We start from the raw sequence: 24,869 nt of genomic DNA, 5'->3' as shown, positions 1-24,869 counted from the left end.
GACGCGAATGGCCAAGCGGGCTTCGCCCGATATAATTGGGAAAGGTTGCACTTCACATGACCAAAGCCGCGATTCTGATCGAGCCCGGCAAGCCGCTCGTCATCGAGACGGTGCAGATCGCCGATTGCGGCCCGCACGAGGTGCGCATCCGCACCGCGGCGTGCGGGCTGTGCCATTCGGATTTGCATTTCATCGACGGCGCCTATCCGCATCCTCTTCCGGCTATTCCCGGCCATGAAGCCGCGGGCATCGTCGAGGCGGTCGGCAGCGAGGTGCGCACGGTCAAGGTCGGCGATGCGGTCGTGACCTGCTTGTCGGCGTTCTGCGGTCATTGCGAATTTTGCGTCAGCGGGCGCATGTCGCTGTGCATGGGCGGCGATACGCGGCGCCCGGTCGGTTCGGCGCCGCGGATCACGCGCCCCGATGGCAGCCTGGTCAACCAGATGCTCAACCTGTCGGCCTTTGCCGAAACGATGCTCGTCCACGAGCATGCCTGCGTCGCGATCGACCCCGCCATGCCGCTCGACCGCGCGGCTGTCATCGGCTGCGCGGTGACGACCGGTGCGGGGACAATCTTCAACGCGTGCAAGGTGACCCCGGGCGAGACGGTCGTGGTCGTCGGTTGCGGCGGGGTTGGCCTCGCGACAATCAACGCCGCGAAGATCGCGGGCGCGGGGCGCATCATCGCCGCTGATCCGATGCCCGAAAAACGCGCACTGGCGATGAAGCTGGGCGCGACCGACGTTATCGATGCCATGGCCGATGGCGCCGCGAAGCAGATCGTCGAGATGACCAAGGGCGGGGTCGATCATGCGATCGAAGCCGTCGGGCGTCCGGCCTCGGCGGCGCTCGCGGTCGCGTCGCTGCGCCGCGGTGGTACCGCGACGATCCTGGGCATGATGCCGCTGACCGAGAAGGTCGGCCTGTCGGCGATGGACCTGCTCAGCGGCAAGAAATTGCAGGGCGCGATCATGGGCGGCAACCGTTTCCCGGTCGACATCCCGCGGCTCGTCGATTTCTACCTGCGCGGGCTGCTCGACCTCGACAGCATCGTCGCCGAAACGATCCCGCTCGAGGCGATCAACGACGGGTTCGACAAGATGAAGAAGGGCGATGCCGCGCGGTCGGTGATCGTTTTCGACCAATGAGCACGCCGCCGATGGATGCCCAAAAAGCCTTTAGCGGCACGGTCGCCCCCGAAGGCGCCGATGTGCTTGACGAGGCCAAGCTGACCGCGTGGATGGAGGCGAATGTCGAGGGTTTTGAAGGGCCGCTGACCCAGCATAAATTCGCTGGCGGGCAGTCGAACCCGACCTACAAGATCAGCGCACCTTCGGGCAATTATGTCCTCCGCCGCAAACCTTATGGCCCCCTGTTGCCCTCCGCCCATGCCGTCGACCGCGAATATAAAGTGCAGTCGGGTCTGCATAAAATGGGTTATCCGGTCGCGCGTCAATATGGCCTGTGCACCGACGACAGCGTCACTGGCAGCTGGTTTTACGTGATGGGGATGGTCGACGGTCACACGATCTGGGACGGCGCGATGCCGGGATCGACCCCCGAAAACCGCCGCGCGACCTATGAAGCGATGATCGACACGCTCGCCGCGCTGCACGCGGTTGACGTCGAGGCCGCGGGCCTGTCCGATTTCGGCAAACCCGGCAATTATTTCGGCCGCCAGGTCGATCGCTGGACCAAGCAATATCGCCTTGCCGAGACCGAAACGATGGACGAGATGGAACAGCTGATCGCGTTCCTTCCCGCGAGCCTGCCCGAACAGACGCGCACCAGCGTCGTCCATGGCGATTACCGCATCGACAATATGATCTTTGCCAAGGACCGGCCCGAAGTGCTCGCGGTGCTCGACTGGGAGCTGTCCACGCTGGGCGATCCGCTCGCCGATTTCACCTATGTCGCGATGGCGTGGGTGACCGAGAATGGCGGGCGTTCGGGGGTGATGGACCTCGATCGCCAAGCGCTCGGCATTCCCGAGCTCGATGCGATGGTCGAGCGTTATTGCGCCGCCACCGGGCGTGACGGGGTGCCCGACATGAACTGGTATTTCGCCTATAATTTCTTCCGCCTCGCCGGGATCATCCAGGGCATCAAGAAGCGCGTGATCGAAGGCACCGCCTCGTCGCAGCATGCGAAGGACATGTCCGAACGCGTCCGCCCGCTCGCCGAAAAGGCGTGGGACTTTGCACGAAAGGCCGGGGCATGAGCCTGTTCGACATGACCGGCCAGGTCGCGCTGATCACCGGATCGTCGCGCGGCATCGGCAAGGCGACCGCCGAGGCGATGGCCGAGCAGGGCGCCAAGGTCGTGATTTCGAGCCGCAAGCAGGATGCCTGCGACGCCACCGCAGCCGAAATCAACGCGAAGTTCGGCGAGGGCACTGCGATCGCAGTCGCCGCCAATATCTCGTCGAAGGATGACCTTCAGAACCTCGTGGACGAGACGCGCCGCGTCTTCGGCAAGATCACCGCGCTCGTCTGCAACGCCGCGTCCAACCCCTATTATGGCCCCGGGCTCGGGATCAGCGACGACCAGTTCCGCAAGATCATGGACAATAATATCCTGTCGAACCACTGGCTGATTTCTATGGTCGCGCCCGAGATGCTCGAACGCGGCGAAGGATCGATTACCATCATCAGCTCGATCGGCGGGCTCAAGGGATCCCCGATCATCGGTGCCTATGGCATTTCGAAGGCCGCCGACATGCAGGTCGCGCGCAATTTCGCGGTCGAATTCGGGCCGAGCGGGGTGCGGGTCAATTGTATCGCGCCGGGGCTGGTGCGCACCGACATGGCGCGCGCCTTGTGGGAAAATCCCGAAAATCTGAAACGATCGACCGCCGCCTCGACGCTCAAGCGCATCGGCGAGCCACACGAGATTGCGGGTGCCGCGGTCTTTCTCGCGAGCCGCGCAGGCGCATTTACCACCGGCCAGACCATCGTATGCGATGGCGGCGCCACGATTTCAGGAGGCGCATGATGGGCGCATTGGACGGCAAGATCGCAATTATCACAGGTGCCGGTTCGGGCATCGGCCGCGCAAGCGCGCTGCGCTTCGCCGCCGAGGGGGCCAGGCTGGTGCTCGGCGACAAAACGGCGGCGGTGCATGAGACAGCGCAGCTGGTGAAGAATGCTGGCGGCGAGGCCGTCGGGTTGGAAATCGATGCCGGCGTCGAGGCCGACGTCGCAAAGCTCGTCGCGACCGCGAAAGACACTTATGGCGCGCTCGATATCGCCTTCGCCAACGCCGGGATCATCGGCGACATGGGCGGCATCTTCGACTTCGACCCGATCGCCTGGGCCGAGACTTTGCGTGTCAATCTGATTGGCCCGGCGCTGATGGTGAAGCACGCCGGCAAAGCGATGGTCGATCAGGGCCGCGGCGGCGCGATCGTGCTGACCGCGAGCGTCGCGGGGCTCAATTCGGGCGCAGGTCCGGGCGCTTATTCGGCGTCGAAGGCGGGGGTCATCAACCTCGCCAAGACCGCAGCGCAGCAGCTGTCGACCAGCGGCGTGCGCGTCAACGCGGTGTGCCCCGGCCTGACCGAAACCGGTATGACCAAGCCGACTTTCGATTATGCCAAGGCCAAGGAGGTCACGCACAAGCTGGGCCAGCTCAACCCGCTTCGCCGCGCCGCGCAGCCCGAAGAGCTCGCCAATGTGGCGCTGTTCCTCGCCAGCGATCAGGCGAGCTATGTCAACGGGCAGGCGATCGCGGTTGACGGCGGGCTCACCAGTTCGCATCCGGTGACGCGCCAGTTGCTTGGCCAGACCTCGCATTGAAATGATGGGTTTGATCCGCCTCCCTTTCTCCGTTCGCATCGAGCGAAGTCGAGATGCCTATCAGTCGCGCGCGGCTTCGGGGTGTCTCGACTTCGCTCGACACGAACGGGAAGGAAGGGAAGACCCGAAGCCGTCACAGTCAAAAGGAATGCCATGACTCAGGGTTTCAATACGGCGCGGCTGGACCGCATCCCGGCTTTTCTCGAGGCCAAATATGTCGGCACCGGCCGGCTGCCGCATGCCGCGACTTTGGTGTCGCGGCGTGGCGAGATTGCGCATCTGTCATGCGTCGGCGAGGCGCGGCCGGGCGAGGCGCTGAAAGAGGATGCAATCTTCCGTATAGCGAGCATGACCAAGCCGATCACCAGCATCGCCTTCATGATGCTGGTCGAGGAAGGCAAGGTCGCGCTGTCCGATCCGCTGATAAAGTTCTGCCCCGAGTTCAAGGACACCGGCGTCTTCGTCGCGGGCGGCGGCAATGTCCCCTTCCTGACGCGCCCGCCGACACAGCCGGTCCGTATGGTCGACCTGCTGCGCCACACTGCGGGGCTGACCTATGGTTTCCAGGAGCGCACCCCCGTCGACGCCGCCTATCGCAAGGCGCGGATCGACGATTTCGATGCCGATTACACGATGGACAGCTTCATCGCCGATCTGGCGAAAATCCCGCTGCAGTTCGACCCCGGCGCGCACTGGAATTATTCGATGGCGACCGACGTGCTCGGCGCAGTGATAGAACGGATCGAGGGCAAGCCCTTTGCACAGGTGTTGCAGGACCGCATCTTCGGCCCGCTCGGCATGGTCGACACGGGGTTCAAGGTGCCTGCCGAGCAGCAGCACCGGCTGACCGACTGCTATATGTTCGACCCGCAGGCGAAGATGAAGCCCTTCGACGGCGGCGCGAAGAGCCGCTGGGCCAAGGACCGCAGCTTCCATTCGGGCGGCGGCGGGCTTGTTTCGACCCTCGCCGACTATCACCGTTTCTGCCTGATGCTGCTCGGCGGCGGCGTACTCGATGGCACCCGTATCATCAGCCGCAAGACCCTTGCACTGATGACCGCGAACCATCTCGTTGGCGGCGGCGACCTTGTCCAGCATAGCGTCGGTATCTTTTCCGAGGCCGAAAATGCCGGGGTCGGCTTCGGGCTCGGCTTCGCCGTGAACGAAAGCCCGGCACAGACGATGACCCCCGGCTCGGTCGGCGACTATTATTGGGGCGGCATGTTCTCGACCGGATTCTTCGTCGATCCGGTCGAACAAATCTGCATGGTCTTCATGACCCAGCTGATGCCCTCTTCCACCTATCCCGTGCGGCGCGAGGTCAAGACATTGGTCCACGCCGCGATCGATGACTGAAATGAAACCCTTATTGCAATGAAAACCCGTTTCCCGTTCGCATCGAGCGAAGTCGAGATGCCCATCGTTGGCGCATGCCTTCACGGTGTCTCGACTTCGCTCGACACGAACGGGTTTGGGATTGAAGGAGCTTGAAATGTCTGAAGAAACCCCCGTCAGCGTCACGCTGGAGAAGGACGGCGACGTCGCCGTCATCATCGTCAACAACCCGCCGGTCAACGCGCTGAGCTGGCACGTCCGCCAGGGGCTCGAAGATCATTTCGCCACCGCGCTGTCCGACGAGAGCGTCAAGGCGATCGTGCTGCGCTGCGCCGGCGCGACCTTTATCGCGGGCGCCGACATCAGCGAATTCGGCAAGCCCCCGCGCGGCCCCGATTTCAACGCGGTGCTCAACAGCATCGAGGCGGCGTCGAAGCCGGTCGTTGCGGCGATCCACGGAACCGCGCTCGGCGGCGGTCTGGAGACCGCGCTCGTCTGCCATTACCGCATCGCGGTGCCCTCGGCGAAGCTCGGCGTGCCCGAAGTGAAGCTCGGCCTGCTGCCCGGTGCAGGCGGCACGCAGCGCCTGCCGCGCGTCGTCGGGGTCGAAGCCGCCGCGACGATGACCTCGACCGGCGATCCGATCCCCGCCGCCAAGGCGAAGGAACTCGGCCTTGTCGACGAGCTCGCGGGTGAGGACAGTCTCGCCGCCGATGCGATCGCCTTTGCGCGCGCGAAGATCGCCGACGGCCCGCGCCCGACGCGCGAACGCCCGGTGTTCGGCGACGTCGCGGTGATCGAACAGCTGAAGACCGCCAACGCCAAGCGCTGGCGCGGGTTCGAGGCGCCCTATGCCAACCTCGCCTGCGTCGAGGCGGCGACGCGCCTGCCCTTCGAAGAGGGGCTGACGTTCGAACGCGAGCAGTTCATGAAACTGATGTTCGGCAGCCAGTCGGCGGCGCAGCGTCACATCTTTTTTGCCGAGCGTCAGGCCGCCAAGATCGACGGCCTGCCCAAGGACACCCAGCTGCGCGACATCAAGAAAGTCGGCGTCATCGGCGCCGGCACGATGGGCGGCGGGATTTCGATGAACTTTCTGCAGAAGGGCATCCCCGTCACGATCGCCGAGATGCAGCAGGACGCGCTCGACCGCGGCACCGGCGTGATCCGCAAGAATTACGAAGCTTCGGCCGCCAAGGGCCGCTTCAAGCCCGAGCAGGTCGAGCAAATGATGGGCATTTTGACCCCGACGCTGAACCTGGAAGACCTCGCCGACTGCGACCTGATCATCGAGGCGGTCTATGAGAATATGGACGTCAAGAAAGAGATTTTCGCGAAGCTCGACAAAATCGCCAAGCCCGGTGCGATCCTGGCGTCGAACACCAGTTACCTCGACGTCGACGAAATCGCGACCGCGACGAGCCGCCCCGGCGACGTGCTCGGCATGCATTTCTTCTCGCCCGCCAACGTCATGAAGCTGCTCGAAGTCGTGCGCGGCGACAAGACCGCGCCCGATGCGCTGGCGACCGCGATGAAGATCGGCAAGACGATCGGCAAGGTCGCGGTGGTCGCGGGCGTGTGCGACGGCTTTATCGGCAACCGGATGCTGAAGCCGCGTCAGGTCGAGGCGATGAATTTGTTGATGGAAGGCGCGACGCCGCAACAGATCGACAAGGTCCATGTCGAATTCGGCATGCCGATGGGGCCGTTCCAGATGAGCGATCTGGCGGGCGTCGACATCGGCTGGCACCGCGACCCGACGCGGATCGAAAGCATCCGCGACGCGCTCGCCGCCGCTGGGCGCTGGGGGCAGAAGACCGGCAAGGGCTTTTACGACTATGACGAAAAGCGCAATCCGAGCCCGAGCGCCGAAACCGCCGACATCATCGAGGATTTCCGTTCGCGGTCGAACAAGGCGAAGCGCGAGATCAGCGACCAGGAGATCATCGAGCGCACGCTGTACCCGATGGTCAATGAAGGCGCGCTGATCCTTAGCGAAGGCAAGGCGCAGCGCGCATCGGACATCGATGTCGTGTGGATCTATGGCTATGGCTGGCCGGTCTATCGCGGCGGTCCGATGTTCTGGGCGGGGCTGGAAGGCACCGACAAGATCGTCGCGGCGCTGGAAAAGCACGGCTTTGCCGTCGCGCCGCTGCTCAAGGAAAAGGCCGAGACAAAGTCGGGCTTCTAAGCCCCCTTCAGCTTACGAACAGGAGGCCGCTTGTCCCAGCGCGGGGCAGGCGGCCTTTCTTTTGCGCCCGTGCCGTCGGCAGCTTTACATCATCTGGGAAATTGATGGTTAAAGACGTGGTAACGGCTGCCGTTAAGGCGGACCATGATCCGCATGTCGTTGCTCGCCATCCTGTTCCTTGCCGCCGCGCCATCGACGCCGCCCACCGCGGCGCCGCCGGCAAGCGCCGTCGGCATCGCACGGGCGCGGATATTGGCGCCCGCCGAAGTGCGCCGGGTCGAGGGACGGATCGAAGTGCGGACCGGTGACCGCCGCGCGCCAACGCAATTGCATCGCACCGAGCGGAACGATGGTGGCGAGACCGCGGACTTTTACTGACCCCGAAATTCCGTTAGCATCGAGCGGCGTCGAGGTGCCTCTCGATCTTGCGCTGCCCCGGTGGGTGTCTCGACTTCGCTCGGCACAAATGGAATGAGAGCGTTTGTCAGCCCTGCAAGGTCTGGATGATCGCCGAAAAGTCGCGCCCATCCTTGTCCGCCGCGACGAACGCTTCGTATAGATCGCGCGCGTGACTGCTGATCGGGACCGCCGCATCGACGCTTGCCGCGGCCTCCATCGCGAGGCGCAGATCCTTGAGCATCAGCGCCGCGGCGAACCCGCCCTTATAGTCATTGTCGGCGGGGGTTGTCGGCCCGACGCCGGGAAGCGGCGCGTAGCTGGTCAGCGACCAGCATTGCCCCGACGACACGCTGGCGATGTCGAAGAATTTCTGCGGATCGAGCCCGAGCTTGAGCGCGAGCGCGAGGCTTTCGCACGTCGCGACCATCGACGCGCCGAGTAGCATGTTGTTGCAGATCTTTGCCGCCTGCCCTGCGCCGGCGTCGCCGGCGTGGATCACCGCCTTGCCCATTTGGGCGAGGATCGGCTGCGCGCGGGCGAAACCGTCATCGGTGCCGCCGACCATGAATGTGAGCGTACCGGCATTAGCGGCAGCGATGCCGCCCGACACCGGCGCATCGACCGCGACGAGACCGGCTGCGGTTGCCGCCGCGATGTTCGAACGTGCGGTCGCGACGTCGATCGTCGAGCAATCGAGCAGCAGCGTGCCCGCCGCGGCGTTCGGAAAGACATCGGCTTCATAGACCGACGCGACATGCTTGCCCGCAGGGAGCATCGTCACGACGGCCTCGGCGCCCGCGACCGCTTCGGCGGCGGATGCCGCGCGCGAACAGCCCGCCTCGACCGCGCGCGCCAGCGCCTCTTCGCTAAGGTCGAAGGCGCGCACGTCGTGCCCGCCCTTGGCCAGATTCGCAGCCATGCCGCCGCCCATATTGCCGAGTCCGATAAATGCGATTTTCATGTTTCTCTCCGTCGCCCCAGCGAAAGCTGGGGCCGCTATCGTCAGGACGCCACCGATCCCAGCTTTCGCTGGGATGACGCTTGGCTCAACGCCCCTTCCACACGCCTTCGCGCTTTTCGATGAAGGCGGCCATGCCTTCGGCCTTGTCCTCGGTCGCGGCGAGGATCTGGAACAGGCGGCGTTCGTAGATCAGCCCCTGGTCGAGCGTCGTTTCATACGCCGCGTTGACCATGTCCTTGTTCACCATCGCGGCCATCGGCGGCATCGCGGCGATGACGGTCGCGGTCTTCACTGCTTCGTCGACCAGATTTTCATGCGCGACAACGCGCGCGACGAGGCCCGAGCGTTCGGCCTCGGCGCCGTCCATCATGCGGCCGGTCAGGCACATCTCCATCGCCTTTGCCTTGCCGACCGCGCGGGTCAGCCGCTGCGACCCGCCCATGCCGGGCGCCACGCCGAGCTTGATTTCGGGCTGACCGAATTTCGCCTTTTCACTGGCGATGATGAAATCGGCCATCATCGCGAGTTCGCAGCCGCCGCCGAGCGCGAAGCCATTGACCGCGGCGATCCACGGTTTGCGGATCTTTTTCACGAAATCGCTCGTCCATTTCGAGAAGAAATCCTCGAGGTAGAAATCGGACGCGGGCTTATCGGCCATTTCCTTGATGTCGGCGCCGGCAGCAAACGCCTTGTCGCCCGACCCGGTCAGGACGGCGCAGCGCTGGCCGGGGTCGGCTTCATACGCCGCGAACGCCGCGATCAAGTCGTCGAGCACCTGCGAGTTCAGCGCGTTGAGCGCCTGCGGACGGTTGAGCGTCACCAGCGTGACGGCGCCACGCTGTTCGACAAGGAGGGTTTCGTAGGTCATTCGAGCAATCTCCGGATTATCGTCATGCCGGACTTGATCCGGCATCCCGCTTTACGACGGTGAAGAAGCGGGACCCCGGATCAAGTCCGGGGTGACAAAGTTGGGTGGGCGGTTGTCAGCTGATCGGGGTCCATTTTTCATCGTCCGGCAGCGGCGCAAAGATCGCGTCGATCCAGTCGTCGGTGACGGCTTCGGGCGTCGGCGGATCCCATTTCGGGCTGTTGTCCTTGTCAACGATCAGCGCGCGCACGCCTTCGAGGAAGTCGTGCATCTGCACGACGCGGCTGCCGATCGCATATTCCTGGGTCATCTGCGCCGCGAAGTCGTGCATGGCGCCGCCTTCCATCAGCTGGCGCAGCGCGACCTTGCACGTCTGCGGCGATTTGCCGTGCAGCACGCCAAGTTCCTTTGTCGCCCATTCGCCGCCATCGGCCTCGAGCGCGGCAAGGATTTCCTCATAGGTATCGCTGGCGAACAGCCGGTTGATCTTGTCGATCTGATGCGTGATCGCGGCGGGCGGCGCGGTGACCGACAGCTCGCCCAATATGCCGCCGATACGATCGGGATGCGCGGCGATGCGCGCCTTGGCCTCGGCAAGATTTTCGGACGGCAGATAATGGGTCGCGAGGCCGAGCGCGAGGCAATCCGCCCCGTCGAGCCGCGCCCCGGTGAGCGCGAGAAACACCCCGACGCGGCCTTCGAGACGCGGCAGATACCAGCCGCCGCCGACATCGGGAAACAGGCCGATCCCGGTTTCGGGCATCGCGAAGCGGGTGTGTTCGGTCGCGACGCGATATTTCGCCGGCTGCGAAATGCCGACCCCGCCGCCCATCGTGATGCCGTCCATGAAGGCGACGATGGACTTGGGGTAAGTGAAGAGCAGATGGTTGAGGCGATATTCGGTGTGGAAGAAGGCGCGCGCCTCCTTCCCGTCCTTCGCGCCGCTTTCCGCGAGCATGCGGATGTCGCCGCCGGCGCAGAAGCCGCGGCCCTCGCTATGGTCGATGATCACCGCTTCGATGGCGTCGTCATCGCGCCATTTGAGCAGTGCGTCGATCATCGCTTCGCACATCGCGAGGTTGAGCGCGTGGATCGCCTTGGGGCGATTGAGCGAAAGATGGCCGGAGCGGCCGTCGACGCTGATCAGCACATCGTCGGTCATTGGCGCAGCAGGTCCCTTCCGATGATCATCCGCATCACCTGGTTGGTGCCCTCAAGGATCGAATGGACGCGCAGGTCGCGCCAGAAACGCTCGATCGGATAATCCTTCAAATAGCCGTAGCCGCCGAACAATTGCAGCGCGTCGTTGACGATCTTGCTGCCATTGTCGGTCGCCAGCCGTTTCGCCATCGCCGAGAAGCGTGACTTATCGGGGGCGTTCGCGGTGACCTTGGCCGCCGCCATATAGAGCAAAGCGCGTGCCGCTTCGAGGTCGGTCGCCATGTCGGCGAGCATGAACTGGGTGTTCTGAAAATCGGCGATCGGCTGGCCGAACTGCTGCCGTTCCTTGGTATAGGCGATTGCCTCGTCCAGACAGCGCTGCGCGCCGCCCAGCGAGCAAGCGCCGATGTTCAGCCGCCCGCCATCGAGTCCCGCCATCGCAAAGCGGAAGCCGTCGCCCTCGGCGCCAACGCGGTTTTCGACCGGCACTTTGACGTTGTCGAAGATCACCGCCGCGGTCGGCGAGGCGTTCCAGCCGAGCTTGCGCTCCTTGGCACCAAAGCTGACCCCCTCCATCTCCTTGTCGATGACGAGACAGGAAATGCCCTTGGGTCCGGGTCCGCCGGTGCGAACCATGGTGACATAGATGTCGTTGACCCCGGCGCCCGAGATGAACTGTTTGGTGCCGTTGACGACATAATGGTCACCTTCGAGCGTCGCCGTGGTCTTGAGCGCCGCGGCGTCCGACCCGCTGCCGGGCTCGGTCAGGCAATAGCTCGCAATCTTGTCCATCGTCACCAGGCCGGGCAGGAACTTCGCCTTGACCTCGGCACCGCCAAACGCGTCGATCATCCAGCTTGCCATATTGTGGATCGATATAAAGCTGCTGGTCGCGGGGCAGCCATAGGCCATGGCTTCCATGATCAGCGCCGATTCGAGCCGTCCGAGCCCGATGCCGCCCGATTCCTCGGACACATAGATCGCCGCAAAGCCGAGATCGGCGGCTGCCTTGATCGTTTCGCGCGGGAAGATGTGCTTTTCATCCCATTCCGCGGCGTGCGGCGTGATCGCATCGGCCGTGAATTTGCGCGCCATATCCTGAATGGCGAGCTGGTCTTCGTTAAGCTGGAATTGGTCGGTCATGCGGTTTTCTCGATAAGAATGGCTTCGGCCTCGATTTCGACCTTCCACTCGGGGCGGATCAGCGCCGGGATGACAAGCATCGTCGATGCCGGACGAATATCCCCGAATATCGCGCCATGGGCTCGGCCGACGAGGTCCGCGTCGGCGGGGTCGGTGATGTACATGCGGGTGCGCACGACGTCGGCAAAACTGCCGCCAAGCGCGGTCAGCGCGTCGCCGATGATCGTGATACAGCGCGCTGCCTGCACCCCGGCATTGCCAGGCGTCGAAGACCCGTCGGCCTCGATCGGCGCACAGCCCGCGACGTCGATGCGGTCGCCCACCCGAACCGCGCGGCTATAGCCGTAAATCGGTTCGAACGGGGATGCAGAGCCATAGTTGCGGCGACGGGTGTCAGCCACAGCTGATCCGGTCGATCTTGAGCGCGTCGTCGTAGGAGACGGTCAGCCGGTCGGGACGGAAATCCATGGTGACCGCGGTGCGCGGCGGCACCCAGCGCAACGTCGTCGCGCCGCTGCCCTTGATCAGCTGGCCGCCGACTTCAGCGGTGGCAGTCTGGCCGATCAGCGATTGCACACTGCCGGCATTACACGCGCCCTCGACAGGCGGCATCGGAGTCGATTCGACGGGCGGCCGCTCCTGCGTACACGCGGCGAGCGGCAGCACGGCGGCAATGGCTAACAGGCGAATGTCCATCGTGAATGTCCCTTTCAAAACTATCAGGTGCAGCGCGTATAGCGCATTGGACCGGCGGCGGCACCCTCGCCATAGTCGCGGCGGATCAGCGTCTTGCCGCCATCCTGCGCGTCGAGGATCATCTGGCGCTCCCATTCCATGCCTTCGCCGCTGAACTTGAAATCGGCGACGATCCGGCTGGCGTCACGTTCGCGCACCCGCGCGAGTTCGCCGTGCGATTCGTGGAACCGCAAATTGGCCGCGTCGATTGTCAGCGCCGTCAGATCGGTGCCAGGTTTTTTGGGGCAATCGGCGGCGTCGAGCGCCCAACGGCCCCGGATTGTGGGCGGGATCGCCGTGCCGTCGCCAACCGTTTCGGCTTCGGGTTTCGGCGGTGACTCGTCGGCCGCTTGCGGCATATCCGCATCGACCGTCGTCTCAGGCGGCGCAGCGCGCTCGGTCTTTTGCAGCGGCGAGATCGCTGCCGTGTCTTCGGACTGCGACTTGTCCTCGCCGCCGCTGCACGCGCTGAGCAGCAACAAGGCGGTGGGAAGCATCAGGCGGGTCATCGACAATCTCCTTCGACAGGAGAAATGCCCGGTGCGGCGCGCGGGTTTCATTCGGCCTCGCCTTCGCCGAGCACTTTCGTGCGAAACATGGCGGTCGCCAGGTCGGTCTGGTTATAGCGATACCAGCGCGGCGCAGGGGCGCCCGCGGCCCAAGCCAGTGCCTCGGTCAACGTGCCGTTTGCTGACGGGGTGTCGGGCATTTCTTTGCCGATCGGGTCGGCATATGCCTGATCGGCGGTGACCACGGTCCAGCCGGCCTTGCGCAGCGCGCGGACGAGATCGCCGATGTACAGCGCCGCCAGATCGGTTTCGTGGAGGAGCAGCACCTGCACCGGCTGGCGTCCGGTCACCTGTTTCATCATCGCATCGGCGAAGTCGGCGGCCTCGACATGCCAGGTCACATAAAGGGCGCCGAGCGCCTTGCGGTCGACGGTCTTCCCAGCTTGCACGGCGTCGCGCGTCAGGTTTTCGAGATGCCAGTCCGACGATTCGGCAGTGACATAACCGTTGCGCAGGCCGCGCGCGGCAAGGCCTTGGCGGAGCGCATCGCGCTTTGCCTTGTCCTTGCCGCCCTCGTCCAGAAACGGAAAGCGGAACCACGGGCGATAGCCGGGACGCCCGTTGAGCCACGCCTCTGCTGCGTCGATGTCGGCGAGATAGGCCGTGGTGTCGGTTGTACTGAGGCGCGGGTGGCTGTTGCTGTGGTTCGCGATGACATGGCCAGCGGCGACATAGGCAGCAATGCGCTCCGCGCCGCCGACGCCGTCGCCATGCCCGATCGCGGTTGGATTGACGAAGAAGACCGCTTGCGGCGCCTTCGCTTCTTTCAGTTCGGCGATGATACGCTGCGTGCGCTCGTCGGGCGTGAAGAAGGCGCCCGCCCTGCGCGGGGCGTCGTCGAACGACAGCGCGATCATCTTCTGCGCTGCCGCCGGAACCGGCAACAGCAAGAGGATCAGCAAAGGCAGGAGCAGGCGCCGCAGCGCGGATCTCATCGACCGACCTTCCGGTCGCTCACTCTACGCCAACCGCGCCATCACGTCGCCGAACAGTATCTCGTCGCTCGGCAGCGTCTTCGGCGTCGCCAGCGGCTTTGATACCCAGGTCTCGTTGATCAGGTCGCGCCAGGTGATGTTGTTGTTCGTCCCGTTGCCGCCCCAGCTGCCGCAGCCCAGGGAGAAGGTCTGGCGCATGCCGTTCCACAAATTCCCGCTGTTCGACGCCGATTGCGGCTGGTTGACCATCACCCGGCTGGTGCGCGTCGCATTGGCCAGCTTCATGATATTGGCGTCGGACTGCGAATAGATGCCGCAGCTATGCCCCTGTCCCTGATAGGACTGGATATCGTTGGTCAGCTTGATCGCTTCGTCGATGTCCTTGGCGCGATAGAGCGCCATCGCGACGGTCATCTTCTCACCCGAAAAGGGATGGTCAGGGCCATGACCGGTTTCGGGGATGATGAAGAATTGCGTGCCTTCGGGAATGTCGAAGCCCGCGAAATCGGCTATGAACTGCGGCGGCTGCGCCACCACCTTGGCGTTGATATGACCGTCGGTCCACAGCACGCTCTGAAACTTTGCCTTCGCCGCATCGTCCAAGACAAAACCGCCTTTTTCGATCAACTTGGCGAGCATCGCGTCGTAAATCGCATCAACGAGGATCACGCTGTTGTCCGACGAGCAGGATGCCGCCAAGTCGAGCGTCTTCGACATCCGGATTTTCTCGGCCGCATCGTCAAGGTCGGCGGTTTCGTCGACAGTGATCACCGCATTGCCCACCCCGACGCCGAGCGCCGGAGTGCCGCTCGAATAAGCCGCGGTGACCATCGCACCGCCGCCGGTGGCGAGGACGCGGTCGCACTGTATCATCAGCTCGTTGGTCTTGTTGACCGACGGCGTGTCGATGCTGAGCACCAGATCGGCGGGCGCGCCCATCTTGACGATCGCCTCGCGCATCAGGTCGCAGATCAGCTTGTTGGTCAGCTTGGCGCGCGGATGCGGCGCGACGATGATCGAGTTGCGGCCCTTGACCGCGGAAATCGCCTTGATCACCGGGGTCGCTTCGGGATTGGTCGACGGCGACAGCGCGCCGATGACGCCGACCGGCTTCGCGATCTTGACGATGTTGCGCGCCTTGTCCTCTTCGATCACGCCGACCGACTTGTCGTCGATGATGTCCATCAGCGTCGCGCGCGTCTTGCGGAAAATTTTGAGATATTTGCCGTCGTAATTGCCGAGCTGGGTTTCATCGACGGTGTGCTGTGCGATCATTTCGGCAACGCCCGGCTTGGCGACCGCCCAGACCATAGCGCGGATCAGGGCATCGACCTGTTCCTGGCTATAGTTTTCGATCTGCGCCTGTGCAGCGCGCGATCGGGCGACGAGCGCCGCGACTTCTGCGGCTTCGCTTGCGGCGACGCTGTCGTCCTGCGGACGTTCGAGGGTATTTGCCTGAGCCATATGATCCACTCCAAAAACCGTGCGCACTCCATCATCAAGACTCGAAAGCATCGAGAACCGAGGGTGCGTTACCTTTATCATAGTCCTTCAACGGCTCAGCGCGCAACCAATGGACATGCAGCCTGTAACTGCATATTTGCAGGCCATGGACTGGGATAACCTGCAAATCTTCCTGACCGTGGCGCGACAGGGCACCCTCTCGCGCGCCGCGCGGGTGTTGAAAGTCGACGCCACGACGGTCAGCCGGCGGATCGGTAGTCTGGAAAGCGCGTTACAGCAGACCCTGTTCGAACGCGCGCCGGGCGGGTTCGTCCTGACTGCGGCCGGCCGCGCCCTTGTCCCCCATGCCGAAGCGATGGCGACGGCGGCGGCGCGTATCCATGCGGCCGAAAGCGGCGGATCGGCGCTGTCCGGGCAATTGCGGATCAGCGTGTCCGAGGGGTTCGGCAACAGTTTCATCGCGCCGCGGCTGGCGGCCTTCACCGCCGCACATCCCCAAATTGAGATCGACCTGGTCGCCTCATCGGGGTTCCTCAACCCCTCGCGGCGCGAGGCGGATATGGCGGTTTTGCTGGCGCGGCCGCGCAAGGGTCCGTTGATCACCCGCAAGCTGTCGGACTATAGCCTTGGCCTCTACGCGCCCGCCGACCGCCCCGACTGGCAAGCCGCCGCCACCGCGCTGCCGCTGTCGCGGGCGGACATTCCGGTGATCGGCTATGTGCCCGACATTCTCTACGCCCCCGAACTCGATTATCTGGGCGAGATCGAACCCGGCCTGCGCGCGGCGGTTCGGTCGTCATCGATCCTGGCGCAGCGGCGGATGATCGCCGGCGGCGCCGGCGTCGGCATCCTCCCCTGTTTCCTGGCGGCGGGCGATCCGGCGCTGGTGCGGGTGCGGCCCGATCAGGTCATCGGGCGCAGTTTCTGGCTGGCGCTCCACCGCGACGTCGCGCCGCAGCCGCGCATCCGCGCGTTCATCGACTGGCTCGATGCCGAGGTGCGCGAGAGTCGGGGGCTGTTGTTGCCGGATTAAACCCTCGTCATTGCGAGCGAAGCGAAGCAATCCAGAGCGATTTATGCACACTCTGGATTGCTTCGCTACGATCGCAATGACGGATTTAGGTAGCCAGCTCCGGTCGCCACTCCGACGCGATCAAACCGCCAACGCCGAACAGCTTTTCGATCGCATCCGGCCCCGCCGCCGCTTCGCGCAGCTGGTCCGCGAGCGGGTCGTCGATCGGGTGATCGCTGCGCAGGAAAGCGATCCACGCCGCCACCGCCGCTTCGAGCGAAGGGCAATGCTGCCCCCGCGCCTGGTGCCACGCCAGCGTTTCGAGCCAGCGCTGCGGAATCTTCTGGCTGCCGTCCATCGCGATCTGGAGCAGCCGATGATGCAGCGCCGGATTGCCGAAGCGCGCGAGCAACGCATCGGCATAGGCTGACAAATCCTGCCCCGGCGCCGCGGTGATCGTCGGCGCGGCTTCGTCCCGCATCAGTGTCTCGATCACCGGGCGGACCACGGGATCGGCGATCACCCGATGGACAAATTCATGCCCGCGCTCAAGGCCGATATAAGCGAGCGCCGAATGCGCGCCGTTGAGCATCCGCAGCTTGGCGGTTTCATAGGGCGCGACGTCGGCGACCAGCTCTGCCCCCACCGCTTCCCAGCGCGGGCGCGGGCCGGCAAAATCATCCTCGATCACCCATTGGCTGAAGCCTTCGGTCACCACCGCGCCATCGTCGCGCGCGGCCAATATTGCCTCTACCGCCGTCCGATCTCCATCGGTTGTCGCGGGGACGATGCGGTCGATCATGGTCGCCGGCGACCGGCACTCGCGGTCAAACCAGTCCACAAGATCGGGCAGCGCGGCGGCAAGATATTCGCGCATCAGCCCGCCGAGCACCGCGCCATTGGCCGCCAGATTGTCGCAGCTGAGCAGCGTCAGCCCGCCTACGCCCGCCGCCTTGCGCGCCGCCAGTCCCGCGGCGACGAAGCGATAGAGGCTGGATCGTCCAGTCGCGGCGGCAAGGTCGAGCGATCCGTCGGGGCGGCGCAGATAGCCTTTCTCGGTCACCGTAAAGCTGACAATATGCGTCGTTGGCGCGGCGATGGCATTGATCACGGCCTGCGGATTTTCAGGCGCGGCCAGCACCTTCTGCACTGCGCCGATCAGCCGAAGTTCGGTCTCTGCAGCGCTGCGGGTGCTGACGGTGTACAGCCCCTGCTGAGGGTTCAGTTGCGCCGCGACATCGCCCGAGCGTAGCGATACGCCGATGATGCCCCAGTCGCGGTCGCCCGCGCCCATTGCATCATCGGTGTAAACCGCCTGATGCGCGCGGTGAAACGCGCCGATCCCGATATGGACGATCCCCGCCGCCTGCACCGAACGATCATAATGTGGTTGCCGCACCGACAAGGGAAGCGGCGTGTCGGGACCCAGCCTCACAACTTGTAGGCCGCCTTGGCGAGATTGTAGCTGAGGTCGGCCGCGAGTTCGGCGGCTTCCCATTCCTCAAGTCGGTGCTCGACGACAAGCTGCGCGAGGAAACCGCAATCGATCCGCCGCGCGACGTCGTGGCGTGCCGGGATCGACAGAAACGCGCGGGTGTCGTCATTGAAACCCACCGTATTGTAAAAGCCTGCGGTCTCGGTCGTCTGGTTGCGGAAGCGTCGCATCCCCTCGGGACTGTCGTGGAACCACCAGGCGGGGCCGAGTTTCAGCGCCGGATAATGGCCCGCGAGCGGCGCGAGTTCACGCGCATAGCTGGTCTCATCGAGCGTGAAGAGGATGATCGTCAGCCTGGCTTCATTGCCATATTTGCCGAGCAGGGGGCGCAGCGCGTGGACATAGTCGGTCTCGGTAGGAATATCGGCGCCCTTGTCGCGCCCATAATGGTCGAACAGCCAGCGGTTGTGGTTGCGGGAAGCGCCGGGGTGGATCTGCATCACCAGCCCATCGTCGAGGCTCATCCCCGCCATGACGGTCAGCATATGCGCGCGGAAGCGTTCGGCATCGGCGGCGCTGACCTCGCCGCGCGTGACGCGGGCGAACAGCGTTTCGGCTTCGACCTTGGTCAAGTCCGCTGTCGCGGCGGTGGGGTGGCCATGATCGGTCGAGGTCGCGCCCATGCTGGCGAAGAAAGCGCGGCGGTTGCGGTGCGCGGCAAGATAGCCGGCGTAGCTGTACGCATCTTCACCCGACAGGTCGGAGAAGCGCGCGAGATTGGCGTAGAAGCCTTCGAATTCGGGATCGACCACCGGATCGGGCCGATAGGCCGTGATCACCCGCCCGCCCCATTCGCCGCTGGCATGGGCAGCGCGGACGACAGCATGATGGTCGAGCGTATCGAGCGGGCTTTCGGTCGTTGCGATCACTTCGATCCCGAATCGGTCGAACAACGCGCGCGGACGAAAGGCGTCGGTCGCCAGCGCCGCGGTGATGCGGTCGTAATAGAGGTCCGCCGTCGCCGCCTCGAACTGCACATCGATCCCGAACGCTTCGGCGAACACCCAGTCCATCCACATCCGCGACGGGGTGCCGCGGAAGAGGTGATAGTTTTGCGCGAACAAGCGCCAGCTCTCACGCGGGTCGGCATCCGGATTGCGGATGCCGAGCGCGTCGAGCGGGATGCCCTGTGAATAGAGCATCCGGAACACATAATGGTCGGGATGCAGCAGCAGCTCGGCGGCGTTTCCGAACGGCGCGTTGCCCGCAAACCAACTGGGGTCGGTATGCCCGTGCGGGCTGATGATCGGCAGCTCCGCCACCTCGGCATAGAGCCGCCGCGCTATATCCCGCTGTCTCGGATCGGACGGGAACAGGCGGTCGGGGTGCAGGATCAGCGGGCGGGTCATCTGGGTCAAGCCTCGCTTTCGACCCGCACCGGCGCCAGTTTCGGGCTGAGCAGATGGATCGCCAGCACCGCGAGGAAATAGGTCGTCGTGCAGACCGCAAAGATGATCGTGTAATTGCCGCCGGTCGCGTCGAGCACGAGGCCGGTCGATTTCGCCATGATCATGCCGCCGATGCCGCCCATGAACCCGCCGAGCCCGATCACCGACCCGACCGCGCGTTTGGGGAACATGTCGGGCGGGATCGACAGGATCGTCGACGAAAAGGCCTGATGCCCCGCCAGCGCGATGCCGATCAACACCACCGCGAGCCACATATTGTCGATTCCGGTCACGAACAGCAGCGGCAGGACGCAGCACCCCGCGCCCAGCATCGTGACCTTGCGTGCGAAATTGACGCTGTGCCCGGTCTGGATCAGCTTCGACGATGTCCAGCCGCCGACGATGCTGCCGACGTCCGACAGCAGATACATGATGATCATCGGCAGCAGCACGATCTTGAGGTCGACGTCATAGGTCGAGCTGAAATATTTGGGCAGCCAGAACAGCATCAGGAACCAGACGGGATCGGTCAGGAACTTGCCGACCGCGAAAGCCCAGGCTTCGCGCTTGGTGACGATTTTCGACCAGCCGAGGCGCTCGACCTGTTCGGGCGGATCATGTTCGATCCACGCCAGTTCTGCCTCGCTGACCTTCCCGCTCTCGCGCGGGTTGCTGTAAAGCCAGAGCCAGAGCACCAGCAAGACGACGCCGAAAGCGCCGGTGTAGATGAAGGTCTGACGCCAGTCGAAACCGAAATAGCGCATGAATAGCGCGATGGTCGGGGCGGTCAGGATGACGCCGATCGTCGTCGCGCTGTTGACCCAGCCGATCGCGTAGGAGCGTTCCTTTTGCGGGAACCATTCGCTGCTGGCGCGGACCACCGACGGGAAATGCCCCGCTTCGCCAACCCCCAGGATGACGCGCGCCGCCATGAACGAGACGACCGAGCCGGCAAAACCGTGGGCGATATGGCCGATGGTCCAGATGGTAATGGCGATGCTGTAACCGATCTTGGGACCGAAGCGGTCGATCAGCCAGCCCATGAGCAGGAAACCTAGCGCATAGGCGGCCTGAAAGGCGGTGACGATGTTGCCATAATCATTTTCGCTCCAGCCAAGCTCGTCGCCAAGCACGGGGGCGAGCAGGCCCAGCATCGTGCGGTCGATGTAGTTGACCGTCGTTGCGGCAAACAACAGTCCGATGATTAGCCAGCGGTACCGCCCGGCCCTGGGCACCGGCGGCGCCGCACCTCCGCTCGCGAATGCCTGTGCCATCATTCTCTCCCGTTATGGTTTTAATAGCCGGTAATCGAGCAGCCGACGCGGATTTTTCCGTCGAACAGCGCTTCGGCGCGTTGGCCCACCGCAATTTCATGCACCCCGGTGATTGCGCCCGCCGACACCCAGGTGCCGGGTGCGATGACGATGCCGCGCGCGCGCAGGGTGCGGATCAGGAACAGCGCCGATCCGAACGGGCCGTCGAGCATCGTTTCCATTGTCGCGGCACCGACCGGCGTGCCGTCGATCGTCATTTCGACCGGCATGGTGATCAGGTCGCGGTCGCGCCAATCCGCAATCGGCGGTCCGAGCACCAGCCCCTTGTTGTTGCCATAGTCTGACGCGGTGACCGCGGGGCCATGACGGTTGATGTCGGGAAAGGGGGAACTCGCGATCTCGATCCCGGTACGCACCTCTGTGATACAGTCGCGGACCGATTCGATATCATGGTCGCCGAGGCCGACATCGCCCAGACACAGCAGCACTTCTGCTTCGGCCGCGGCAAAGCCGTCGGCATAGATTGGCATGGCCGCACCATCGACCGTGATCTCGTCGGCAAAAATCGGTCCGGCGATGCGATCGCTGCCATAATGCGCGACCAGATCGGGGGCGATTCGTCCGACCTTCCAGCCACCGACATGCCGGCCGTCGAAGCCGATCGCCGCACCCTGAATCGCATAGGCATCGGCCATCGTCTGAGGCATCGCGCCAGGATACAAGGTAAGCGGTGTCTTTTCGGCGCGAGCCGCCAGAAAAGCGCGGGCGATGTTTTCTTGTTCAGGGGTTGCCAGCATCTTTGTGATTTCCCTCTTCCGCGAAACGATCTAAGAGACACCGGTGTCAAAAGCAAGCGAATAGCTGGCAACTGTGAACAATCGACGGTTTTTGGCGGTGGACCAGCCGCGCGCAGGTCTCCCGGACGACGGCGCAGAAGGTGCGGGAATTATGACGCAACAAACAACCGCGAAAGACGGCAAATGACGGGTGCCCTACATATCCACGCGGCCGACAACGTCGCCACCGCGCTTGCCGACCTGACGGCAGACAGCCCTCTGGCCATCGGCGCGATGCATCTGACCGTGACCGAGGCGATCGGACGCGGCCACAAAGTGGCACTCGCCCCGATCGCGCGCGGCGACAACGTGATCAAATATGGCTTTCCGATCGGCATCGCGACCGCTGACATTGCCGCGGGCGCGCATGTCCATAGCCACAATCTGGCGACCGCGCTGACCGGCAGCGACGATTATGTCTATACGCCGCCCCTCGCCGTCCTGCCTCCCAAGCAGCGCCAGCACCACTTCATGGGCTATGCCCGCGCCGACGGGCGCGTCGGCACGCGCAACGAAATCTGGATCCTGCCCACCGTCGGCTGCGTCGGCAACTTGGCGGCGCGCGTCGCGCGGATCGCGGGCGCGCGCCATGCGGGGCGCGTCGATGGCATCCATGCGTTCAAACATCCGTTCGGCTGTTCGCAGCTTGGCGACGATCTTGGCCATACGCGCGGGCTGCTCGCGGCGCTCGCGCAGCATCCCAATGCCGGTGGCGTGCTGATCGTCGGGCTGGGGTGCGAGAGCAACCAGCTCGGCGCGCTGCTGGAACGCATACCCGCCGACCGCCGCGCGAATATCCGCACCCTGTCTGCCCAAGCGGTCGAGGATGACGAAGCCGCCTGTCTGACGCTGATCGACGAACTCGTCGATGGCTGCGCCGATATGCCGCGCACCTCCGCCCCGCTGTCGCAGCTCGTGCTCGGGGTCAAATGCGGCGGATCGGACGGGCTGTCGGGATTGACCGCCAACCCGCTGGTTGGCCGGATGGCCGATGCGGTCGCAGCGGCGGACGGCAAGGTCATCCTCACGGAAATTCCAGAAATTTTCGGCGCCGAACGGGTGTTGATGGACCGCGCGATGTCGCGCGATGTGTTCGACCGGACGGCCCAGCTGGTGCAGGATTTCAAAGCCTATTTCACGCGTAACGGCGAGCCGGTGAGCGAGAACCCTTCGCCGGGCAACATTGCGGGTGGGATCACGACGCTGGAGGAAAAATCGCTCGGCGCGGTGCAGAAGGGCGGGCAGGTTCCGCTGGTCGATGTCCAGCTTTATGGCGGCGAAGCCACGCTGCCCGGGCTCACCCTGCTCGAGGCACCGGGCAATGACGCGGTCTCGTCGACCGCGCTGACCGCCGCGGGCGCAACGGTCATCCTGTTCACGACCGGCCGCGGCACACCGTTAGGCTTTCCGGCGCCGACGCTGAAGATCGCCTCGAACAGCGAGCTTGCCGCGCGCAAGTCAGGGTGGATCGATTTCGATGCCGGGACAGTGATCGGCGACGGCTTCGAAGCGGCGTCCGACGCACTGCTCGACCTGATTATCGCCACCGCGTCGGGCCGCCTTACCAAAGCCGAGGCCAACGAAGAACGCGACATCGCGATATGGAAATCGGGCGTGACGCTTTAGTCGAGTGCGCGGAAGATGAAGTTCGTGAACCGCGCCTCGCCCGCGCCCGCCGAATAGAGTCCCGGGCGCAGCATCAGGAATCCGCCGCGGACATTGTGGTGATATCCCGACACTTCCATGCCGCGGTCGAACCTGACCCACGTTTTCCCGCCATCGCCGCTGGTATCATAGGTGATGATATGGCGGTCGTTGGTGACGCGTATCCGCATGCTTCTGCCATGCGGGTTGGCGGGGCGGGCGCGTTCGATGCCATATTGGTGGGTGACGAAACGCTCGCCGTCGAAGCCAAGCCCGCAATAGAGCCGGTCGTCGTAAAAGAGGATCAGCCCCGCAGTCCCGCCGGGGGCAACTTCGATATCGCATTCGAACCGATACGCCTGATCGCCCGCGATCAGCAGCAGCGGCGAGGAATCGACCGGCGCCTTGCCGCGCGCTTTCAGCACCAGCGCGCCGTTTTCGACCCGCGCCCGGTCGCGCTCGTCAGCAGCGGGGCGGAAGAAATTCCATTTCGCACCAAGCGCCAGCGTCGCAAAATCGTCCGACAGCGCCATGCCGTGCGGCCCCGCCACGCCGCCCTTCGGTTTGGCGATCGGCTGCGAGAGGTCGCCGCCGGTCATTCGGAACCAGCCGTCGTCGGTCCACTCGATCGGATCGAGCAGTGCCTGACGGCCGAGGGTCCAATAGCCATTCTCGAACCCGTGATAGACGCTCCACCAGTCGCCCGCCGGTCCCTCGACCAAAGTCGCATGGCCGCGCGACCACCATTTTTCGGCCGCCGAGGTGGTGCGGACGAGCGGGTTCGCGGGGCAGTTTTCCCACGGTCCGTGGATCGACTGCGATCGCGCCGCGATGACCATATGGCCGGTCGGCGGCCCCGCAGTGCCGCCGACCGCGGTGATCATGTAATAATAGCCGCCGTGGCGCGTGATCTTCGGGCCTTCGGGTGCGAATCCCTCGACGACCCAGTCGGACGGGTAGCGCCACGGATCATAGATATGCTCCGGCTCGCCAACCCGGCTGAGACCATCGTTGGATAGCCGCACCCGGTCGCCGCCCGACAGAAATAGCCAGCGCGACCCGTCCTCCCCCACCGCATGGCCGGGATCGATATGGTTGGGGAGGTTGAGGTCGACCGGGTCGCTCCACGGCCCCTCGATCTTGTCGGCCCAGATCGCCCAGCTCGTGTTCGGACCCTTGGTCGGAATGTAGAGAAAGTAGCGCCCGCCATGCTTGCACAGTTCCGGCGCCCACACCGACCCGATATTGCGGGTCAGTGCAGGACCAATCGGCCGCCAGTTCACCAGATCGCGCGAATGCCAGATGACCAGCCCCGGATAGGAGTCAAAGGTCGAAAAGGTCATATAATAGTCGGCGCCATCCTTCAGGATCGACGGATCGGGATGGTCGCCGGCCATGATCGGATTGAGGAAGCGCCCGTCGCCGAGGTCGGCCTTGCGCTGACCGTCGAAGCCCTTGGCCCAAGCCGGTGCAGCGGACGTCGGCGCGGGAGCCGGCTGCGGCTGCGCCCTTGCCCCCCCCGGCAGCCCAAACCCGCCGATTATTGCGCCAGCCAGACCTGTCCCGGTCAGTTTCAGCATGTCGCGGCGATCGGTCATTTTGCATTCCTCGAAAAAGAAAGACCCGGCCCCCGCAAGCGAAGACCGGGCCTCACCGGGACTA

Annotated in this window: 23 protein-coding genes; 9 read left to right on the top strand and 14 right to left on the bottom strand. The window is 64.4% G+C overall.

Features of this window, described 5'->3' with window-relative positions; genetic code table 11:
* The first annotated feature begins 56 nt into the window (after window positions 1-56).
* From ACQY6T_RS14785 to ACQY6T_RS14755, 7 genes are all read left to right on the top strand, one after another.
* Window positions 57-1,148, top strand: a complete 1,092-nt coding sequence (locus tag ACQY6T_RS14785) for a Zn-dependent alcohol dehydrogenase (protein WP_428631929.1) — start codon at window positions 57-59, stop codon at window positions 1,146-1,148.
* A complete protein-coding gene (locus tag ACQY6T_RS14780; RefSeq protein ID WP_428631928.1) occupies window positions 1,145-2,221 on the top strand; it encodes a phosphotransferase family protein in 1,077 nt (358 codons plus the stop codon). The genes ACQY6T_RS14785 and ACQY6T_RS14780 overlap by 4 nt, the downstream gene beginning before the upstream one ends.
* The gene (locus tag ACQY6T_RS14775; protein WP_428631926.1) at window positions 2,218-2,994 is read left to right on the top strand and encodes an SDR family NAD(P)-dependent oxidoreductase; all 777 of its coding nucleotides are present in this window, start codon (window positions 2,218-2,220) and stop codon (window positions 2,992-2,994) included. The genes ACQY6T_RS14780 and ACQY6T_RS14775 overlap by 4 nt, the downstream gene beginning before the upstream one ends.
* On the top strand, window positions 2,994-3,797 hold the full coding sequence (locus ACQY6T_RS14770; RefSeq protein ID WP_428632674.1) for an SDR family NAD(P)-dependent oxidoreductase: 804 nt from the start codon (window positions 2,994-2,996) through the stop codon (window positions 3,795-3,797). The genes ACQY6T_RS14775 and ACQY6T_RS14770 overlap by 1 nt, the downstream gene beginning before the upstream one ends.
* Window positions 3,798-3,950: 153 nt before the next feature.
* The gene (locus tag ACQY6T_RS14765) at window positions 3,951-5,153 is read left to right on the top strand and encodes a serine hydrolase domain-containing protein (protein ID WP_428631923.1); all 1,203 of its coding nucleotides are present in this window, start codon (window positions 3,951-3,953) and stop codon (window positions 5,151-5,153) included.
* 136 nt (window positions 5,154-5,289) lie between these two features.
* Complete coding sequence (locus tag ACQY6T_RS14760; protein WP_428631921.1) at window positions 5,290-7,323, top strand: 3-hydroxyacyl-CoA dehydrogenase NAD-binding domain-containing protein; 2,034 nt, start codon at window positions 5,290-5,292, stop codon at window positions 7,321-7,323.
* Between the two features lie 144 nt (window positions 7,324-7,467).
* Complete coding sequence (locus ACQY6T_RS14755) at window positions 7,468-7,701, top strand: hypothetical protein (protein WP_428631918.1); 234 nt, start codon at window positions 7,468-7,470, stop codon at window positions 7,699-7,701.
* A 106-nt stretch (window positions 7,702-7,807) separates the two neighbouring features.
* Here the strand turns inward: ACQY6T_RS14755 and mmsB are convergent, their stop codons facing one another.
* The 9 genes from mmsB to ACQY6T_RS14710 form a co-directional block, all read right to left on the bottom strand.
* The gene (mmsB, locus tag ACQY6T_RS14750) at window positions 7,808-8,722 is read right to left on the bottom strand and encodes a 3-hydroxyisobutyrate dehydrogenase (protein ID WP_428632672.1); all 915 of its coding nucleotides are present in this window, start codon (window positions 8,720-8,722) and stop codon (window positions 7,808-7,810) included.
* A 46-nt stretch (window positions 8,723-8,768) separates the two neighbouring features.
* Window positions 8,769-9,551 (bottom strand): enoyl-CoA hydratase-related protein, encoded by a 783-nt coding sequence (locus ACQY6T_RS14745; RefSeq protein WP_428631916.1) that lies wholly within the window; start codon window positions 9,549-9,551, stop codon window positions 8,769-8,771.
* 115 nt (window positions 9,552-9,666) lie between these two features.
* The gene (locus ACQY6T_RS14740) at window positions 9,667-10,713 is read right to left on the bottom strand and encodes an enoyl-CoA hydratase/isomerase family protein (protein ID WP_428631914.1); all 1,047 of its coding nucleotides are present in this window, start codon (window positions 10,711-10,713) and stop codon (window positions 9,667-9,669) included.
* Window positions 10,710-11,855, bottom strand: coding sequence for an acyl-CoA dehydrogenase family protein (locus tag ACQY6T_RS14735; RefSeq protein WP_428631912.1), 1,146 nt, complete (start codon window positions 11,853-11,855; stop codon window positions 10,710-10,712). The genes ACQY6T_RS14740 and ACQY6T_RS14735 overlap by 4 nt, the downstream gene beginning before the upstream one ends.
* Window positions 11,852-12,256, bottom strand: a complete 405-nt coding sequence (locus ACQY6T_RS14730) for a RidA family protein (protein WP_428631910.1) — start codon at window positions 12,254-12,256, stop codon at window positions 11,852-11,854. Before ACQY6T_RS14730 ends, ACQY6T_RS14735 begins: the two co-directional genes overlap by 4 nt.
* On the bottom strand, window positions 12,249-12,551 hold the full coding sequence (locus ACQY6T_RS14725) for an I78 family peptidase inhibitor (RefSeq protein ID WP_428631907.1): 303 nt from the start codon (window positions 12,549-12,551) through the stop codon (window positions 12,249-12,251). The genes ACQY6T_RS14730 and ACQY6T_RS14725 overlap by 8 nt, the downstream gene beginning before the upstream one ends.
* 23 nt (window positions 12,552-12,574) lie before the next feature.
* Complete coding sequence (locus tag ACQY6T_RS14720; RefSeq protein ID WP_428631905.1) at window positions 12,575-13,099, bottom strand: hypothetical protein; 525 nt, start codon at window positions 13,097-13,099, stop codon at window positions 12,575-12,577.
* Between the two features lie 47 nt (window positions 13,100-13,146).
* Window positions 13,147-14,094 carry a polysaccharide deacetylase family protein gene (locus ACQY6T_RS14715; RefSeq protein WP_428631903.1) on the bottom strand — a complete coding sequence of 316 codons (948 nt, stop codon included), beginning with the start codon at window positions 14,092-14,094 and terminating at the stop codon, window positions 13,147-13,149.
* 24 nt (window positions 14,095-14,118) lie between these two features.
* Entirely contained in the window at window positions 14,119-15,558 is a 1,440-nt protein-coding gene (locus tag ACQY6T_RS14710) for an aldehyde dehydrogenase family protein (RefSeq protein ID WP_428631901.1), read from the bottom strand.
* Between the two features lie 145 nt (window positions 15,559-15,703).
* On the opposite strand from ACQY6T_RS14710, the gene ACQY6T_RS14705 reads away from it, so the two are divergent.
* A complete protein-coding gene (locus ACQY6T_RS14705) occupies window positions 15,704-16,591 on the top strand; it encodes a LysR family transcriptional regulator (RefSeq protein WP_428631900.1) in 888 nt (295 codons plus the stop codon).
* A gap of 85 nt (window positions 16,592-16,676) precedes the next feature.
* Here the strand turns inward: ACQY6T_RS14705 and ACQY6T_RS14700 are convergent, their stop codons facing one another.
* Genes ACQY6T_RS14700 through ACQY6T_RS14685 form a run of 4 tightly spaced genes read right to left on the bottom strand, consistent with a single transcriptional unit; the run spans window position 16,677 to window position 21,524 of the window.
* A complete protein-coding gene (locus ACQY6T_RS14700; RefSeq protein ID WP_428631897.1) occupies window positions 16,677-18,005 on the bottom strand; it encodes a mannitol dehydrogenase family protein in 1,329 nt (442 codons plus the stop codon).
* A complete protein-coding gene (gene uxaC / locus ACQY6T_RS14695; RefSeq protein WP_428631895.1) occupies window positions 18,002-19,414 on the bottom strand; it encodes a glucuronate isomerase in 1,413 nt (470 codons plus the stop codon). The genes ACQY6T_RS14700 and uxaC overlap by 4 nt, the downstream gene beginning before the upstream one ends.
* A 5-nt stretch (window positions 19,415-19,419) precedes the next feature.
* A complete protein-coding gene (locus ACQY6T_RS14690) occupies window positions 19,420-20,727 on the bottom strand; it encodes an MFS transporter (protein WP_428631893.1) in 1,308 nt (435 codons plus the stop codon).
* 20 nt (window positions 20,728-20,747) lie between these two features.
* Entirely contained in the window at window positions 20,748-21,524 is a 777-nt protein-coding gene (locus ACQY6T_RS14685) for a 2-keto-4-pentenoate hydratase (protein ID WP_428631891.1), read from the bottom strand.
* A gap of 183 nt (window positions 21,525-21,707) precedes the next feature.
* On the opposite strand from ACQY6T_RS14685, the gene ACQY6T_RS14680 reads away from it, so the two are divergent.
* Entirely contained in the window at window positions 21,708-23,189 is a 1,482-nt protein-coding gene (locus ACQY6T_RS14680; protein ID WP_428631888.1) for a UxaA family hydrolase, read from the top strand.
* Here the strand turns inward: ACQY6T_RS14680 and ACQY6T_RS14675 are convergent.
* A complete protein-coding gene (locus ACQY6T_RS14675) occupies window positions 23,186-24,805 on the bottom strand; it encodes a family 43 glycosylhydrolase (RefSeq protein WP_428631886.1) in 1,620 nt (539 codons plus the stop codon). The genes ACQY6T_RS14680 and ACQY6T_RS14675 overlap by 4 nt on opposite strands.
* Between the last annotated feature and the right edge of the window lie 64 nt (window positions 24,806-24,869).

This window comes from Sphingopyxis sp. (genome assembly GCF_965279725.1).
Lineage (GTDB): Bacteria > Pseudomonadota > Alphaproteobacteria > Sphingomonadales > Sphingomonadaceae > Sphingopyxis.
This window is presented reverse-complemented; position numbering and strand designations above follow the sequence as displayed.